This window comes from Paracoccus spongiarum, from assembly GCF_030732095.1.
Taxonomy (GTDB): Bacteria; Pseudomonadota; Alphaproteobacteria; order Rhodobacterales; family Rhodobacteraceae; genus Paracoccus; species Paracoccus spongiarum.
Genome location: NZ_JAVAMQ010000025.1, coordinates 22,928 through 37,954, shown reverse-complemented (window position 1 = coordinate 37,954; position 15,027 = coordinate 22,928). Strand labels below are relative to the sequence as shown.

At 70.9% G+C, this 15,027-nt stretch carries 16 protein-coding genes; 12 read left to right on the top strand and 4 right to left on the bottom strand.

The window, feature by feature from the left end; genetic code table 11:
• Positions 1-19 precede the first annotated feature (19 nt).
• Complete coding sequence (locus Q5Y72_RS17630; RefSeq protein WP_305964737.1) at positions 20-1,630, bottom strand: copper resistance CopC/CopD family protein; 1,611 nt, start codon at positions 1,628-1,630, stop codon at positions 20-22.
• Between the two features lie 380 nt (positions 1,631-2,010).
• Here Q5Y72_RS17630 and Q5Y72_RS17625 point away from each other — a divergent pair, with 380 nt between their 5' ends.
• From Q5Y72_RS17625 to Q5Y72_RS17605, 5 genes are read left to right on the top strand one after another with little or no spacing between them, the layout of a single operon-like run.
• Positions 2,011-3,300, top strand: a complete 1,290-nt coding sequence (locus Q5Y72_RS17625; RefSeq protein ID WP_305964736.1) for an NAD(P)/FAD-dependent oxidoreductase — start codon at positions 2,011-2,013, stop codon at positions 3,298-3,300.
• On the top strand, positions 3,297-4,091 hold the full coding sequence (locus Q5Y72_RS17620; protein WP_305964735.1) for a DUF1365 domain-containing protein: 795 nt from the start codon (positions 3,297-3,299) through the stop codon (positions 4,089-4,091). Before Q5Y72_RS17625 ends, Q5Y72_RS17620 begins: the two co-directional genes overlap by 4 nt.
• Positions 4,084-5,241: an SAM-dependent methyltransferase gene (locus Q5Y72_RS17615; RefSeq protein ID WP_305964734.1), complete on the top strand. Its 1,158-nt coding sequence runs from the start codon at positions 4,084-4,086 to the stop codon at positions 5,239-5,241. Before Q5Y72_RS17620 ends, Q5Y72_RS17615 begins: the two co-directional genes overlap by 8 nt.
• Complete coding sequence (locus Q5Y72_RS17610) at positions 5,234-6,478, top strand: MFS transporter (RefSeq protein WP_305964733.1); 1,245 nt, start codon at positions 5,234-5,236, stop codon at positions 6,476-6,478. The genes Q5Y72_RS17615 and Q5Y72_RS17610 overlap by 8 nt, the downstream gene beginning before the upstream one ends.
• Positions 6,475-7,203, top strand: a complete 729-nt coding sequence (locus Q5Y72_RS17605) for an SDR family NAD(P)-dependent oxidoreductase (RefSeq protein ID WP_305964732.1) — start codon at positions 6,475-6,477, stop codon at positions 7,201-7,203. Before Q5Y72_RS17610 ends, Q5Y72_RS17605 begins: the two co-directional genes overlap by 4 nt.
• Positions 7,204-7,208: 5 nt before the next feature.
• Here Q5Y72_RS17605 and Q5Y72_RS17600 read toward each other — a convergent pair whose 3' ends face one another.
• Positions 7,209-7,607, bottom strand: a complete 399-nt coding sequence (locus Q5Y72_RS17600; RefSeq protein ID WP_305964731.1) for a DUF2177 family protein — start codon at positions 7,605-7,607, stop codon at positions 7,209-7,211.
• A gap of 229 nt (positions 7,608-7,836) precedes the next feature.
• Here Q5Y72_RS17600 and Q5Y72_RS17595 point away from each other — a divergent pair, with 229 nt between their 5' ends.
• A complete protein-coding gene (locus tag Q5Y72_RS17595) occupies positions 7,837-9,351 on the top strand; it encodes a phospholipase D-like domain-containing protein (RefSeq protein ID WP_305964730.1) in 1,515 nt (504 codons plus the stop codon).
• A gap of 16 nt (positions 9,352-9,367) precedes the next feature.
• Here the strand turns inward: Q5Y72_RS17595 and Q5Y72_RS17590 are convergent, their stop codons facing one another.
• Positions 9,368-9,940: a retropepsin-like aspartic protease family protein gene (locus Q5Y72_RS17590; RefSeq protein WP_305964729.1), complete on the bottom strand. Its 573-nt coding sequence runs from the start codon at positions 9,938-9,940 to the stop codon at positions 9,368-9,370.
• Entirely contained in the window at positions 9,940-10,557 is a 618-nt protein-coding gene (locus Q5Y72_RS17585; protein WP_305964728.1) for a MarC family protein, read from the bottom strand. Before Q5Y72_RS17585 ends, Q5Y72_RS17590 begins: the two co-directional genes overlap by 1 nt.
• Before the next feature lie 159 nt (positions 10,558-10,716).
• Here Q5Y72_RS17585 and Q5Y72_RS17580 point away from each other — a divergent pair, with 159 nt between their 5' ends.
• The 6 genes from Q5Y72_RS17580 to Q5Y72_RS17555 all read left to right on the top strand — a co-directional run bounded on the left by Q5Y72_RS17580 (position 10,717) and on the right by Q5Y72_RS17555 (position 14,997).
• On the top strand, positions 10,717-10,950 hold the full coding sequence (locus Q5Y72_RS17580; protein ID WP_305964727.1) for a twin-arginine translocase TatA/TatE family subunit: 234 nt from the start codon (positions 10,717-10,719) through the stop codon (positions 10,948-10,950).
• A gap of 22 nt (positions 10,951-10,972) precedes the next feature.
• Complete coding sequence (gene tatB / locus Q5Y72_RS17575) at positions 10,973-11,455, top strand: Sec-independent protein translocase protein TatB (protein ID WP_305964726.1); 483 nt, start codon at positions 10,973-10,975, stop codon at positions 11,453-11,455.
• A 1-nt stretch (position 11,456) separates the two neighbouring features.
• On the top strand, positions 11,457-12,344 hold the full coding sequence (tatC, locus tag Q5Y72_RS17570) for a twin-arginine translocase subunit TatC (protein WP_305964725.1): 888 nt from the start codon (positions 11,457-11,459) through the stop codon (positions 12,342-12,344).
• Entirely contained in the window at positions 12,341-13,198 is an 858-nt protein-coding gene (locus tag Q5Y72_RS17565; RefSeq protein ID WP_305964724.1) for an ATP-binding protein, read from the top strand. The genes tatC and Q5Y72_RS17565 overlap by 4 nt, the downstream gene beginning before the upstream one ends.
• Before the next feature lie 46 nt (positions 13,199-13,244).
• Positions 13,245-14,522 (top strand): short-chain fatty acyl-CoA regulator family protein, encoded by a 1,278-nt coding sequence (locus Q5Y72_RS17560; protein ID WP_305964723.1) that lies wholly within the window; start codon positions 13,245-13,247, stop codon positions 14,520-14,522.
• Positions 14,523-14,637: 115 nt separating this feature from the next.
• Entirely contained in the window at positions 14,638-14,997 is a 360-nt protein-coding gene (locus Q5Y72_RS17555; protein ID WP_305964722.1) for a response regulator transcription factor, read from the top strand.
• The last annotated feature ends 30 nt before the right edge of the window (positions 14,998-15,027 follow it).

Sequence of the window (15,027 nt, the reverse complement as noted above, 5' to 3'; positions counted from 1 at the left end):
GCCCTGGCGACTTGCAGCGTCAGGGGCCGAATTCGCCCGTCGCGATAACCTCGCGCCCGTCGCCAAGGCCGATCCGCGCCTCGATCTGCCAGGGCCCCGCATGAGGCAGATCGACCGGCGCGCTGCGCCAGCCGCCCTCGGGACCCGGCCAGAAGGTCACCTCGGCCAGGCCCTGGCCGGTGCCGGGCATCCCGGCATCGGCGGACAGGATCAGACGCAGGCTTCGAGGCTGCAGCGGCTCGCCGTTGGGGTCGCCCGGATAGGCGACCACGGTGACTCGTCCCGGTGGCATCGGTCGGATGTCCAGATCCAGCACCGCGCCGTCGCCTTCCAGCCGCGCATAGCCTGCGCGGGTCCCGGCGGCGTCCTGTCCGATGGGCGCGGCGGCCGGGGGCGGCGTCAGGCGAAAGCACAGCGCCACCAGCAGCACCGCCACGCCCAGGGCGATCTCGGCCGCGATGCTGCGCCGCAGCCGTCCGACCGCGCGGCGCCGGGTGGCAGAGGTGCCGCCCGCCAGGGCCGGCATCAGCATCAGGCGGTTCGCAAGCGCCAGCACCAGCATCACCGCCACCAGCACCAGCTTGGCCGCCAGCAGCCGGCCCCAGGACGATCCGGCCAGGGCCTGCCATTCGGTGACGCGCAGCAGCACCATGCCGAAGCCGCTGCCGGAAAGCAGGATCACCGCCGGCAGCGCAACCGCGGAAAAGCGCCGCAGCGCGCCAAGGCCGCGACGGCCGGCGACCGCGACCAGCAGACAGGGCAGCCCGCCGATCCACAGGATCAGCGCCGCCGCATGGCCCAGCATCAGGACGCGCCCGGCCCCGGCCTGCGCCCCGGTCGCCGCATGGCCCGAGATCGCAAGGCTGGCCGCCGCCATCGCCAGGGCCAGCCAGACCGCCGCGCGCCGGGGCGGGCCGCCCGTCACCGCCAGCACCGCCATCGCCGACACCGCCGCCGCCAGCGGCATCAGCAGCATCGCCGCGCCGCGCGGCTGGCCCAGCGCCGCCTGCCAGGGCGGCAGGCTGGCCAGCGCCGCGGGCGGCAGGTGCAGCAGATCCAGCCCATAGGCCCCGATCGCCAGCAGCGCCAGCGGCGCCGCCCATCGCGCGGCGCGGCGCAGGATCGCACGGGCAACCGGTCGCGGCGGCGCGACATGGGCGGCGAACAGCCCCGCGCCGACCGCCAGGATCATCGCCAGCATCGCCGCCAGTCTCGTGCCGATGGCTGCCGCCGCAAGCCATGGTCTTTCGGCGGCCGCATCCCCGGCCTCGGCCGTCGCCGGTTCCGCGCCGACGGCAAGGCCGGTCGCGCCCGAGATCGGATGCCCGTCCGCCGACACGACGCGCCATGAAATCGTGTAGCCGCCGGTGCCCAGATCGGGCGGCGCGGCGATGCGCAGCAGCCGCCCCTGTTCCTCGGCGGACCCTTCCAACTGACGCCCGTCGGGCAGGTGCCACAGCAGCGTCAGGGCGGTGACCGGCTCGCTGAAGCGCAGCTCGACCGCCTCGGGCAGCGCCGCGAGCACCGTGCCGGGCGGCGGTGCGCTGCTCTCCAGGCTGGCATGGGCGAGGCAGGGGGCGGGCGTGGCGATCAGCAGCAGAAACAGCAGGATGGCCAGACCGATGGACAACGGCCGACCCGGCCCCGGCCGCTCGGCGCGGGCGGTGCAGGCCGTCAGCCCTGTCGAAGTCGCCCTGATCGCGCAGCCCACCCCCGGCCCCTTTCGCCGAAAGCCTAGTCCTGCCCGCGTCATCGCTCAAGCGCGAACACCGGCCAGCGGGGACCGGCGACTGGCGCCCCGACCAGACAGGTCGCGGCGCGCGGCCCGGCGCGGCATTCCGCCGCAGCCGCGATGCCGCGCCAGCCCCGCCGGCACGTCGGTGCCGCGTCGGCGCCGCCTTGTGTCCGATGCCGCCTTGCCGGCGCGTGCGGTTTCGGATCAGATGCCGGCGATGCCCGCGCCGACCGGCCCGGGCAGGGCGAGGCGCAGGCCAATGGCAAGGGTGGATATTGGGGCAGACGACACGCAAGCGGATCGCCATCATCGGCAGCGGCATCTCGGGCCTGGGCGCTGCCTGGCTGCTGGACCGCGACCATGACGTGGTCCTGTTCGAGGCCGAGCCGCGGCCCGGCGGCCACGCCCGCACCGCCGAGGTGGGCGGCACCGCCGTCGATACCGGCTTCATCGTCTGCAACCGGCGCACCTATCCGCTGTTCATCCCGATGCTGGAAAGCCTCGCTGTGCCGCTGGAACCCAGCGACATGTCGTTCTCGGCCAGCTTCGGCGGCGGGCGCTATGAATACGGCACCTTCTCGACGCGGGCGATGTTCGCACAGCCGATGTGCCTGGTCGATGCCAGCCACTGGCGGCTGATCCGCGACATCATGCGGTTCTTTCGCGCGGCACCCCGGCATCGCGGCAACGAGGGCAGCATCGGCGAACTGATCAGCCAGCTGCGGCTGGGCCACGAGTTCCGCGACCGGTTCCTGCTGCCGATATCGGGGGCGATCTGGTCCACCCCGACGGCGGGGATGATGGATTTCCCGGCCGGCACCTTCGTGCGCTTCTTCGACAATCACGGCCTGCTGTCGATCAACGGCCAGCCCCAGTGGCTGACGGTGCGGGGCGGCGCGCGGGTCTATGTGCAGGCGATCCTGTCGCGGCTGAGGGGAGAGCTGCGCCTGTCCGCGCCGGTGCGCGCGGTGCGCCGCGTCGAGGGGGGCGGGGTCACGCTGGCAAGCCCGCGCGGCGAAGAGCGTTTCGATGCGGTCGTGATGGCCACCCATGCGCCGCAGGCGCTGGCGCTGCTGCAGGGGGCCGAGGCCGACGAACGCGCGATCCTTGGGGGCTTCCGCACCCAGCCGAACCGGATGGTGCTGCATTCCGACCCGCGTCTGATGCCCCGCCGGCGCGGCGCATGGGCGTCGTGGAACTATGTCACGCAGGGCGCGATGCCCGCCAGCGACCGGCCGATCAGCCTGTCCTACTGGATGAACCGGCTGCAGAACCTGGTCACGCCGCAGCCCCTGATCGTGACCCTGAACCCCGAGATCGAGCCGCAGCACATCCATGACGAGGCGATCCTGGCCCATCCGCAATTCGACGCCGCGGCGATCGCCTCGCAGGCGCGCATGCGCCAGATCCAGGGGCGGGGCGGTGTCCATTACGCGGGGGCCTGGACTCGCTATGGCTTTCACGAGGACGGTCTGCTGTCCGCGCTGCGGGTGTCGCAGGCGCTGGGCAGCGACTGGCCGCTGGGCCCCGACCCCTGGGCCGAGCCGCGCGAGGCCGTCGGGTGAGCGTCGATCTGTGGGACGGTGCCCTGATCGACGCCCGCATCTGGCATGCGCGATCGGGCGATGTCGCGCGCAGCTTTCGATACCGCGCGGTCTATGCCGCGCTGCCGCTGCCCGCGCTGGAGGCCGGAGTGCTGCCGCTGCGGCTGGATCGTCGCGGGCTGTGGCGGATAAGGCGGCGCGATCTGGGCTGGCGCGATGGTCGCGGGCCGGGCGAGTTCATCGGCGCGATCCTGCGGCCCGTGGGGCTGGGCGGGGCCGACGTGACGCTGGTCACGCTGCCGCGCAGCCTGGGTCACGGCTTCAACCCGGTCAGCTTCTGGCTTGCGCGCGACGGGCAGGGGCTGCGGGCGGTGCTGGCCGAGGTCTCGAACACCTTCGGGGAACGCCACCTCTACCTGTGCCGCCATGCCGACAACCGGGTGATCGCCGAGGCCGACCGGATGGTGGCCGAAAAGCTGTTCCATGTCTCGCCCTTCCTGCCGCGGTCGGGGCGCTATGAATTCCGCTTTGACGCGCGGCCCGGCCGCTTCGGCGCCTGGATCGACTGGTTCGGCGAGGCCGGCGACCTGCGGCTGCAGACCTCGATGACCGGGCGGGCGCGGCCGCTGACCGCAGGCAGCCTGCGCGGCGCGATGCTGCGCCATCCGTTCCAGGGCCTGAAGGTGACCGGGCTGATTCATTGGCAGGCGCTGCAACTTGCGCTGCGCGGCGTCCGTTACTCCAGAAAGCCAAGGCAGCTGGACCGCAGCATGTCCGAGGCACAGCAGAGGGGGGCAGACCGCGATGTTTGAACGGCGCATTCAGGATCAGTTCCTGCGATCACTGGAGGGCATCGGCTGCGGTAGCCTTGTGCTGACCACCCCCGACGGCCGGCGGCGCGACTTTGCAGGCCCGGCGGCGGGACCGGCTGCGGCGCTGGACATCCGCGACTGGCGCACGGTGCCCGCGCTGGCGGCCAAGGGCGATATCGGGTTGACCGAGGCCTATCGCGACGGCTGGTGCGACACGCCCGACCTGACGGCGCTGCTGATCTTCGGCCTGATGAACGAGGCCGCGCTGGACCGCTATGTGTATGGCCACCGGCTGCAGGCGCTGGCGATCCGGGCGCTGTATCTGCTGAACCGCAACACCCGCGCCGGGGCACGGCGCAACATCGCCGCGCATTACGACCTCGGCAACGACTTCTACCGGCTGTGGCTGGATGACAGCATGACCTATTCCTCGGCGCTGTTCGGGCCGGGCGACGATCTGGCGGCAGGCCAGCGGCGCAAATACGACCGCATCCTCGACGGGCTGGGGGCCGGGTCGGGCCGGCTGCTGGAGATCGGCTGCGGCTGGGGCGGCTTTGCCGAACGCGCGATGCAGCGCGGCGATTTCGCCACAAAGGGGCTGACGCTGTCGCGCGAACAGGCCGATTTCGCCCGCGACCGGCTGGGGCAGGGCGCCACCATCGCCCTTCAGGACTACCGCGACGAGCGCGACCGGTGGGATCATATCGTCTCGATCGAAATGTTCGAGGCGGTGGGCGAGAAGTTCTGGCCCGCCTATTTCGGCAAGCTGGCCGAGGTGATGACCGGCAAGGGCCGCGCGATGATCCAGACGATCACCGTGGCCGACCGCTATTTCGACCGCTATCGCAAGGGCGGCGACATGATCCGCAGCTTCATCTTTCCGGGCGGCATGTTGCCCTCGCCGGCGCGGTTCCGGGCCGAGGCGGAACGCGCCGGACTGCGCATCGAGGATGCCTTCGGGTTTGGCGGCGACTATGCGCGCACGCTGACCGACTGGCTGGACCGCTTTGACGCGCGCCGCGCCGAGATCGCCGCGATGGGCTTCGACGAGGGCTTCATCCGGGTCTGGCGCTTCTATCTGGCGGCCTGTGCGGCCGCCTTTTCGGTCGGCCGGACCGACGTCGTCCAGTATCGTCTGGCGCATGGCTGACGACGCCCTGCCGCGCGGGCAGGTGGCGGCATATGGCGCGATGGCGCTGCCGCTGGCCTTCGGCGGGCTGCCGCTGTATGTCCACGCGCCCGATTTCTATGCGGCGAGCCATGCGGTGCCGCTGGCCGTGCTGGGGGTGGCGCTGGGCTGGTTGCGGCTGCTGGACGCGGTGCTGGACCCGCTTGCGGGCTGGGCCGGCGACCGCTGGCCGGCGCGGCGCGGCGCTATGGTGGCTGCCGGCGCTCTGTTGCTGGGCGTCGGTGTCGCCTCGCTTTTCAGCACGCCCGCGCTGCCGGTGCTGGTCTGGTTCGCGCTGGCGATGGCGCTGGCAAGCCTCGGGCACAGCCTGATCTCGGTCAATCTGCTGACGCTTGGCGGGCTGTGGCGACGCGCCCCGGCAGAGAAGGCGCGCATCAGTGCGCTGCGCGAGGGCTTCGGCCTCGCCGGGCTGATCCTCGCGGTGGTTCTGCCCTCGGCGCTGGCGCCGGTGATCGGCCGGCAGGGGGCGCTGCTGGTCATGGCCGGGCTGCTGATCGTCGCGCTTGCCATCACCCTGCCGGTGTTCCTGCGGTGGCGGCGGGAGGCACGGCTGGACCTGCGCGCCCGGCCCGATCAGCGCCCCGACTGGCGGGCGCTGCTGCCCTTTTACGCCGTCGCCCTGCTGGTGCTGCTGTCGGCGGCCTTTCCGGCGGCGCTGATCCTGATGCTGGTGCGCGATCTTCTGGGCGCCGAGGCGCTGTCGGGACTGTTCCTTCTCGCCTATTTCGCGGCCGCCCTGCCCGGCGCGCTGCTGGCTGGGCGGCTGGCCGGCCGCCTTGGCGCGGTGCCGGTCTGGGGAGCATCGCTGGTGCTGTCGGTCCTGGGCTTCGGCTTCGCGCTAAGCCTCGGGCCGGGAGATGTGGCGGCCTTCCTGGTGATCTGTGTTGCCACCGGTTTCTGCTTAGGCGCCGATCTGGTGCTGCCACCGGCGATCCTGTCAGCGCGGATCGAGGCCACCGCGACCGAGGCCGCCGCCAGCCGCGCCTATGCGGTGCTGAGCTTTCTGACCAAGGCGGCGCTGGCGCTGGCCAGCGCGGTGGCGCTGCCCGCCTTGCAGGCGGCGGGCTTTTCGCCTGCGGCCACGAATGGCCCGGACGCGCTGCGGGCGTTGCTGCTGCTGTATGCCGGGCTGCCGCTGCTGCTGCGGCTGGCCGCAATCGCCGCGCTGGCAGCCTTTTACCGAAGGAACGCGATATGAGCGAACGGATCTGGATCATGGGGGCGTCCGAGGGGATCGGCGCCGAACTGGCGCGCGCCTACGCGGCCCGGGGCGCGCGGCTGGTGCTGTCGGCGCGATCGGCCGACCGGCTGGCCGAGCTTGCCGCATCGCTGCCCGATGCCGAGGCGGTGGCCGCCGACACCACCGATCCGTCCAGCCTTGCCGCCGCGGCCGTCCGGGTCGCCGCGGGCGGGCCCCTGGACCGGGCGATCACACTGGCCGCCCTCTATGATCCGGGCAAGGTGATGGAGATCGACCCCGACCGCGCCGCGCGGATCGTCACCGCCAACCTGACCGGCTGCTTCCTCTTCGCGCGCACCGCCGTGCCGTTGCTGAGGCCGCAAGGGCAACTGGCGCTGACCGGATCGGTGGCGGGCTATCTCGGCCTGCCGCAGGGGCAGATCTATTCCGCGACCAAGGCGGGGGTCATCAACCTGGCCGAAAGCCTGCGGGCCGAACTGGCGGGAACCGCCGATGTGCGGCTCATCAGTCCGGGCTTCGTCGACACGCGGCTGACGCAGAAGAATGATTTCGACATGCCCGCCCTGATGCAGCCCGCCGACGCGGCCCGCGCGATCGTCGCGGGCCTCGATGGGCGCGGCTTCGAGGTGCATTTTCCCAAACGGCTGACCCTCGCGCTGAAGCTGCTGCGGGCCATGCCCTATGCGCTGGCGCTGCGGCTGACGGGGCGGCTGGTGCGCTGAGGCCCTCAGGCGAACCAGCGCGTCACCATCACCCCCGCCCATGCCGAGAAGCCGGTCAGGAACCCGCCCCACAGCGTGTCGATGGCGACCTGCTGGAACGACCAGTCGCGCAGCGTGGCGAAATTGGTGAATTCATAGGTGCCATAGCACATCAGCCCGATCAGCGCACCGTTGAGCAGCGCCTGCCCCGGCCGCCCTGCCGACAGCGCCGGCAGCGACACGAAATACAGCACGCCCACCACATAGGCCGCATAGAAGGCGGCGGCGGGGCCGAGCCGGAAGGGATCGGCCAGCAGCTCGCCGACATGCTTTTCGAAGACCGGGCGGATCAGGGTCGAGATGCCGACGACGTCGATGGCCAGAAAGATCACGAGGGTCGCGACATAGAGGATGAGGATCTGCATGGGGCCTGCCTTTTCGATGGGTCGTGGAAACTACGCGGGTCGCGACCGGAAAGTTGCATCGCGCCTGTGCGCGAAAGTTGCATCGCGCCTGCGCGTGGCGGCACTCGTCCTGCTGTGGACAGGGTGCGCGCCGCGGGTGTAGCCATGGTCGCGGCGCCGGCGGGAACCGCCGCGCGGTTGCGCGGGTTGTCGGCGCGGGTTCTCGGCGGCAGCCAGTTTCGAGGGACGCATGGACGGACAGACCGAAAGCCTGCTTCAACCGGGCAGGAATTGCTGGCGGGTCGAGCAGGCGGGCCGGTTTGCCGTCATCATCGACGCCGACAACTATTTCGCCGCCGTGCGCGAGGCGATGCTGGGCGCGCGGCAGTCCATCCTGCTCATCGGGTGGGATTTCGACGCCCGCATCGATGTCGGCCCGCCCGAGGCCGAGGGCCCGCCGCGGCTGGGCGACTTCATCCTGTGGCTGGCTGATCGCAGCCCCGGCCTGCAGATCCGGCTGCTGCGGTGGGACACCGGCGCGCTGAAGGCGATGTTGCGGGGCAACACGCTGCTGACCGTGCTGCGATGGAAGTTCCATCCGCGCATCACCCTGCGGCTGGACAGCAAGCATCCCCTGGCCAGCTCGCACCATCAGAAGATCGTGGTGATCGACGACAGCGTGGCATTCTGCGGCGGCATCGACATGACCGTGCGCCGCTGGGACCGCCGCAGCCATCTGGACGACGACCCCGACAGGGTCGGCCCGGACGGCACGCCCCACGCGCCCTGGCACGATGCCACCACCGCCTTTGACGGCGCCGCCGCGATGGCCATGGGCGATCTTGCACGCGACCGCTGGCGGATCGCGACCGGCGAGACGCTGACCCCGGCGACCCCGCATGAGGGCTGCTGGCCCGACCACCTGCAGGCTGACCTGACCGACGTGGATCTGGCGATCGCGCGCACATGCCCGGACATGCCCGACATCACCCCGGTCCACGAGATCGAGCAGATGTATCTGGACCTGATCGCGGGCGCGCGACGGATGTTCTATGCCGAAAGCCAGTATTTCGCCTCGCGCCGCATCGCGCGGGCCATTGCGCTGCGGCTGGCCGAGCCGGACGGCCCCGAGATCGTGATCGTGAACCCGGTCACCTCGGATGGCTGGCTGGAAAGCCAGGCGATGGACAGCGCCCGGGCGCGGCTGGTCGAGGCGCTGCACCGGCAGGACCCGCACGGGCGCCTGCGCATCCTGCATGCGCTGACCGAGCGGGGCGAGGAAATCTATATTCATGCCAAGGTGATGGCGGTCGATGACCGATATCTTCGGGTGGGCTCTTCGAACGTCAACAACCGCTCGATGCGGCTGGACAGCGAATGCGACGTGGTGCTGGCCGCCGAAGGCCCTGACGGGGCGCGAATCGCCGCCGAGATCGCGCGCATCCGCGACGACCTGATCGCCGAGCATCTGGGCCTGACCGCCGACCGGGTTGCCGCCGAGATCGAGGCCAAGGGCTCGCTGATCGCGGCCATCGACGCGCTGCGCGGGCCGGTGGGGCAGGGTCGCACCCTGGCCGACTACCGGTTGCCCGAGCTGAACGGACTTCAGGAATGGATGGCCGACAATGAGATCCTCGATCCCGAAGGCCCCGAGATGATGTTCGAATCGATCGAACGGCGGGGGCTGTTCCGTGGCTGGGACAGGGTCCGGGGCTGGATAGACCGGCACCGGCCGCACCGCGCGCAAAGCCCACGCCGGGGCTAGGGCGGAGCGCCGGGTCTCAGCGTTCCAGCACCAGCAGGTCGCCCTCGAAGCTGACGCGCGCGAAGGTGCGCAGGTAGGACATGCCCAGCAGCGAGCCGTCCAGATCGCCGCCGATCACCTGCGCGCGCACGTTCCGGTCGAGGATGTCGCCGATGGCGAGTTCCTCGATGGTCACAGGCGCCGTCTGCACCGGGCCGTTCGCGGTCATCGCCCTTCCGACATAGGCAAGCCCGGCCGGGTCGATGCCGATCCGGCGCGCATCGTCCGGCCCGAGGGCGATGGTCGAGGCACCGGTGTCCACGATGAAGCGCACATCGGTGCCGTTCAGCCGCGCGGTCAGGCGGAAATGACCGTCGCGGCCCACCGGGATCTCGATGCGGCCGCCCTCCAGCACCTGCTGGCGGGGCAGCATGTCGCCCTGCAGATACCAGTCGGCGGCAAGGATGGCGCCGGCGAAGATCACCACCCAAAGCATCAGCTGGCGCAGCGCCTGGCCGCCGCGGCCCGACAGTTCGAACAGCATCGCGCCGCCGATCACGACCAGAAGCAGGATGTAATAGGCAAGCTGCATCCCGTCATCGCCGGTCATCAGACGAGGCCCGTGCCGTTCACCCCATCGATCACGAACTGCACCGACAGCGCCGCCAGCAGCATCCCCAGAAGCCGTGTCACCACCATCACCCCCGTCCGCCCGAGGGCGCGGGCCAGCGGTGTGGCGAGATGAAACAGCAGCATGGCGATGGCCAGCACCACCAGCATCACGAGGTTCACCATCACCACATGGCCCCAGCCCGGTTGCTGGCCGACCAGCAGGATCATCGTGGCCAGCGCGCCCGGCCCGGCCAGCAGCGGCATGGCCAGCGGAAACACCGACGGGTCCTGCGCCTCGGGTTCGGCATGGCCCTGACCCTCGCGGCGCTCGGTCCGGCGTTCGAACAGCATGTCGAGCGCGGTCAGGAACAGCAGGATCCCGCCCGCGATGCGGAAGGCCGAGATCGAGATGCCGATGCCCGACAGGATCGCCTCGCCCGCCAGCCCGAACAGCATCAGCAGCAGCGCCGCGATCACGACGGCGCGCAGGCCGATCAGCCGGCGCTGGCTGCCATCCATGCCGGGTGTCAGGGCGATGAAGATCGGTGCCAGCCCGATCGGGTCGATGACCACGAACAGCGTGACGAAGGCGGTGATGTACAGCGACAGATCCATCACCCCTTATCGCGCGGTGCGTGCCGGCTGCCAAGTCGTCGCAGGCGGGCGGCGAATGGCCATGGCGCGGCAAAGTGACCGACAAGCCCTTTGCAATCCGCCCTGCGAAGGCATAAATCAGACCCGCGGCCGGGCTTCAGACCGGCAAGGGAGTTTCGCATGCTGAACAATATCGGCCTTCCCGGCCTTCTTCTGATCGCGGTCGTCGTGCTGGTGCTGTTCGGGCGCGGCAAGATCTCGTCGCTGATGGGCGAAGTCGGCAAGGGCATCACCGCGTTCAAGAAGGGCGTCAAGGACGGGTCGGAGGAAATCGAGAAGGCGGGTGAGACGCCGCCGGACGTGCCCGGCGAAAAGGCCCGCGACGTGACGCCGCACACCACCGACCGCAGCTGATCCGGCACGGGCGCGGCGCATCATGTTCGACATCGGCTGGACCGAGCTGTTGCTGATCGGCGTGGTCGCGCTGATCGTGGTCGGTCCCAAGGATCTGCCGCATCTGTTCCACGCGCTTGGCCGGTTCACCGCCAAGGCCCGCAGCATGGCGCGCGAATTTTCCTCGGCGATGGAGGATGCGGCCAAGGGGTCGGGTCTCGACGAGGCCGCCGGCAGCCTCCGCGACATGAAAACGCTGACCTCCAAGAAGGCGCTTGGCCTCGACGCGCTGGACCGCGCCGCCGAGCGGTTCGAGAAATGGGATCCCAAGCTGCCCGACACCCGCGCGAGGGCCGTGCCCGATCCCGGTGCGACCCCCCGGCCCGCGGGCGACGGCGCCACCCCGGCCAGCCTGCCGCCCCAGCCCGGCGCTGCGCCGGCGGCCGGCGCGGCCGACACCGCGGCGCCGGCCACCGCCGCGCGCAGGCTGCATGCGGTGCGCCGCAGCGACAGGAAAGACGACTGATTTGCCCGGCACGCCTCCCCGCGACGACGACATCGACGACAGCTCGGCCCCGCTGATCGAACATCTGGCCGAGCTGCGGACCCGGATCATCTGGTCGCTGCTGGCCTTCATCGTGGCGATGGTGCTGTGCTACACGGTCTGGAACCCGATCTACAACTTCCTGACCCGGCCGATCTGCTATGCTCTCGAGGGTCGTGGGCAGGAATGCGGGCTGATCCTGCTGAAGCTGCAGGAGGGCTTCTTCGTCGCCATCCGCATCTCGCTGCTGGGTGGCTTCGTGCTGGCCTTTCCGATTATCGGCTACCAGATGTGGCGCTTTGTGGCGCCGGGCCTGTACCGCAACGAAAAGCAGGCCTTCCTGCCGTTCCTGATCGCCTCGCCGGTGATGTTCTTCATCGGCGCGGCCTTTGCCTATTACATCATCCTGCCGATGGCCTACGACTTCTTTCTGGGCTTCCAGCAGGGACCGCTGGCGCTTCCCGACGACGCGACCGGCACCGCGCCGGTGCCCGCCGACAACCCGATGGCGGCCATCGTCTTTCAGGGCTCTGTCGACGAATACCTGTCGCTGACCACCAAGTTCATCCTCGCCTTCGGCCTCAGCTTCCAGTTGCCGGTGCTGCTGACCCTGATGGGCAAGGCCGGGCTGGTCTCGGCGGCGGGGCTGGGATCGGTGCGCCGCTATGCGGTGGTGGCCATCCTGGTGCTGGCCGCCGTGGCAACGCCACCCGATGTCATCTCGCAGGTGGTGCTGTTCACCGTGGTCTACGGGCTTTACGAGGTCTCGATCCATCTGGTCCGCCGGATCGAGCGGCGGCGCGAGGCCGACCTGCGCGCCCAGGGTCTGTGGGTCGACGAGGACGAGGCCGGCGAAAAGGATCAGGCGTGACCGTCTCCGGCGATCAGGCGGAGGCGCTGCTGCGCATCGCCGCCGCGCTGGAACGTCTGGCCCCCGCGCCGGTCGCCGCGCCCGCCTTCACCGAGGCGGCCGCCTATGCCTGGCATCCGGACCCCGACCGGCTGGAGCCCGTGGCAGCCGTCAGCCGCGTCGATCTGGTGCAGCTGATCGGCATCGACCGCGCCAAGCAGATCCTGCTGGCCAACACCCTGCAATTCGCGCGCGGCTTCGGGGCCAACAACGCCCTGCTGTGGGGCGCGCGGGGGATGGGCAAGTCATCGCTGGTCAAGGCGGTGCATGCCGAGGCCGTCGCACAGGGACTGCCGCTGGTGCTGGTCGAGATCGCGCGCGAGGACCTTGGTTCTGTCGGCAGGCTGCTGGCGATCCTCGGACGCGCGGCGGACCGGCGCTTCCTGCTGTTCTCGGACGATCTGTCCTTCAGCCATGACGACACGCAGTACAAGTCGCTCAAGGCGGTGCTGGACGGCGGGATCAGCGGCCGGCCCGCGAATGTCATCCTTTATGCTACGTCGAACCGGCGTCACCTGATGCCGCGCGACATGATCGACAACGAACGCTCGACCGCGATCCACCCGGGCGAGGCGGTCGAGGAAAAGGTCTCGCTGTCCGACCGTTTCGGCCTGTGGCTGGGCTTTCATCCCTGCTCGCAGGACGAGTATCTGGCGATGGTGCGCGGTTATTGCGACGCCTATGGCCTGCACATCGACGACGCGGCGCTGCGTGCCGAGGCGATCGAGTGGCAGGCCACGCGCGGCGGCCGGTCCGGGCGCGTCGCCTGGCAGCTGTTCACCGATCTGGCCGGCCGACACGGGATCGGGGTCTGAGGCAAGCCGCTTGCGCCGCGCCCTGCGGCAGGGTTTCATTCCCGCCATGAGCCAGCGCGCGCCCACGACCCATGTCCTGACCGGCACCCGCATCCGCGAGCGCCGGCTTGCGCTGTCGCGGCGGCAGGCCGACGTGGCACGGGCGGCGGGAATTTCGCCCGCCTATCTGAACCTGATCGAGCATAACCGGCGCCCCGTCGGCGAGGAACTGGTGCAGCGGCTGGCCGAGGTGCTGGAGGTTCCCTCGGAGGAGTTGGCCGAGGGCCGCGAGGAGGCGCGCATCGCGGCGCTGCGCGAGGCCGCGGCCCGGTTGCCCGATGCCGCGCGCGGGCTTGCGCCCGAGCTTGGGCAGACGCCCGAGTTCCTGGCCCGCTTTCCGGGCTGGGCGGCGGTGCTGGTTGCAACCGCGCGCCGCTCGGAGGCGCTTGAACGCCAGCTTGTCGCGCTGTCGGACCGCATGACCCAGGACCCCTACCTGCTGACGACGCTGCACGAGGTGCTGTCGGCTGTCACCTCGGTGCGCTCGACCGCCTCGATCCTGTCCGAGGGCGACGAGGTCTCGCCGGAATGGCGGGCGCGGTTTCATGCCAACCTGAACGAGGACAGCCTGCGCCTGTCGACCACGGCGCAGGCGCTGGTGCGCTATATCGACAGCTTCGAGACCGATGGCGCGATCTTCACGCCGCAGGAGGAGGTCGAAGCCTGGATGGCCGCGGGCGCGCCTCCGGTCGATGAGGCGGACGACCTGGCCTCGGATGCGGCGCGGGCGATGGCGCAAGAGCATCTGGACTGCGCGGCGGCCGACCGTGCCCTGCTGCCCGATGTCGCGCTGGCCGAGGTCGCGGCGGCCGAGCCCGATCCGCTGCGCATCGCCGCGCGACTTGGCCGGCCGCTGGATCTGGTGATGCGCCGGCTGGCGGCGCTGCGGCCGTGGCGGTTCGAACGCGCCGGCCTGCTGGTCTGCGACGGGTCGGGCGCGCTGACCCTGCGCCAGCCGGCGCCGGGCTTTCCGCTGCCGCGTCCCGGTGATTCCTGTCCGCTCTGGCCGCTGTATCAAGCCTTGGCGGCGCCGCAGACCGCGATGGCGCATCTGGTGGTCGCCCCGGACGGGCGGCGCTTCTCGACGCTCAGCCATGCCACGCGGAGCCAGCCGGACGGCACCGGCGGGCCGGTGCTGACGCGGGCGCAGATGCTGATCCTGCCGGCCGAGGCGGGGCAGGGCGCGGGCAGCGAGGCGAGCATCGCCATCGGTCCTGCCTGCCGGATCTGCCCGCGCCCCGACTGCCCGGCGCGCCGCGAGCCCTCGATCCTCGGGATGCGCTAGGCGGCCGCGAGGCGCCGCGCCGGCGCATTGCGCCTTTGACAGCCGCGCCGCTTCGGGCCCATGATCCGCTGCAGTCGGCGGGGAAGGCCGGGGTGCGGGGAGGCCGGGCGGAGCGATGGCGCTGGACATCCTGATGATCGAGGACGAGCCCAACATCGCCGAGGCGGTGCGGTTCATCCTCAGCCGCGACGGCTGGCAACTGCGCCTGCTGCAGGACGGGCACGGCGCGATCGAGGAGATCCGGGCGGCCAGGCCGCGGCTGGTGATCCTCGACCTGATGCTGCCGCACCGATCGGGCGCCGAGATCCTGGGCGACCTGCGCGCCGAGGCCGATGCGGCGCTGGCCGCGACACCCGTCCTTATGCTCACCGCGCGGGGACAGACCGCCGACGCCGCCGATCAGGCCGACGCCGTGCTGGGCAAGCCCTTTGCCAATGACGATCTGCGCGCGCAGGTCCGGCGAATGCTGGCATGAGCCCGGCAGCGGCCGACACCCCCGCGCGGG

Coding starts and splice junctions, on each gene's coding strand:
- Q5Y72_RS17580 (WP_305964727.1), top strand. CDS start 10,717: ATGCTGAACAATATCGGCCTTCCCGGCCTTCTTCTGATCGCGGTCGTC.
- Q5Y72_RS17560 (WP_305964723.1), top strand. CDS start 13,245: ATGAGCCAGCGCGCGCCCACGACCCATGTCCTGACCGGCACCCGCATC.
- Q5Y72_RS17595 (WP_305964730.1), top strand. CDS start 7,837: ATGGACGGACAGACCGAAAGCCTGCTTCAACCGGGCAGGAATTGCTGG.
- Q5Y72_RS17585 (WP_305964728.1), bottom strand. CDS start 10,557: ATGGATCTGTCGCTGTACATCACCGCCTTCGTCACGCTGTTCGTGGTC.
- tatB (WP_305964726.1), top strand. CDS start 10,973: ATGTTCGACATCGGCTGGACCGAGCTGTTGCTGATCGGCGTGGTCGCG.
- Q5Y72_RS17600 (WP_305964731.1), bottom strand. CDS start 7,607: ATGCAGATCCTCATCCTCTATGTCGCGACCCTCGTGATCTTTCTGGCC.
- Q5Y72_RS17590 (WP_305964729.1), bottom strand. CDS start 9,940: ATGACCGGCGATGACGGGATGCAGCTTGCCTATTACATCCTGCTTCTG.
- Q5Y72_RS17615 (WP_305964734.1), top strand. CDS start 4,084: ATGTTTGAACGGCGCATTCAGGATCAGTTCCTGCGATCACTGGAGGGC.
- Q5Y72_RS17610 (WP_305964733.1), top strand. CDS start 5,234: ATGGCTGACGACGCCCTGCCGCGCGGGCAGGTGGCGGCATATGGCGCG.
- Q5Y72_RS17605 (WP_305964732.1), top strand. CDS start 6,475: ATGAGCGAACGGATCTGGATCATGGGGGCGTCCGAGGGGATCGGCGCC.
- Q5Y72_RS17555 (WP_305964722.1), top strand. CDS start 14,638: ATGGCGCTGGACATCCTGATGATCGAGGACGAGCCCAACATCGCCGAG.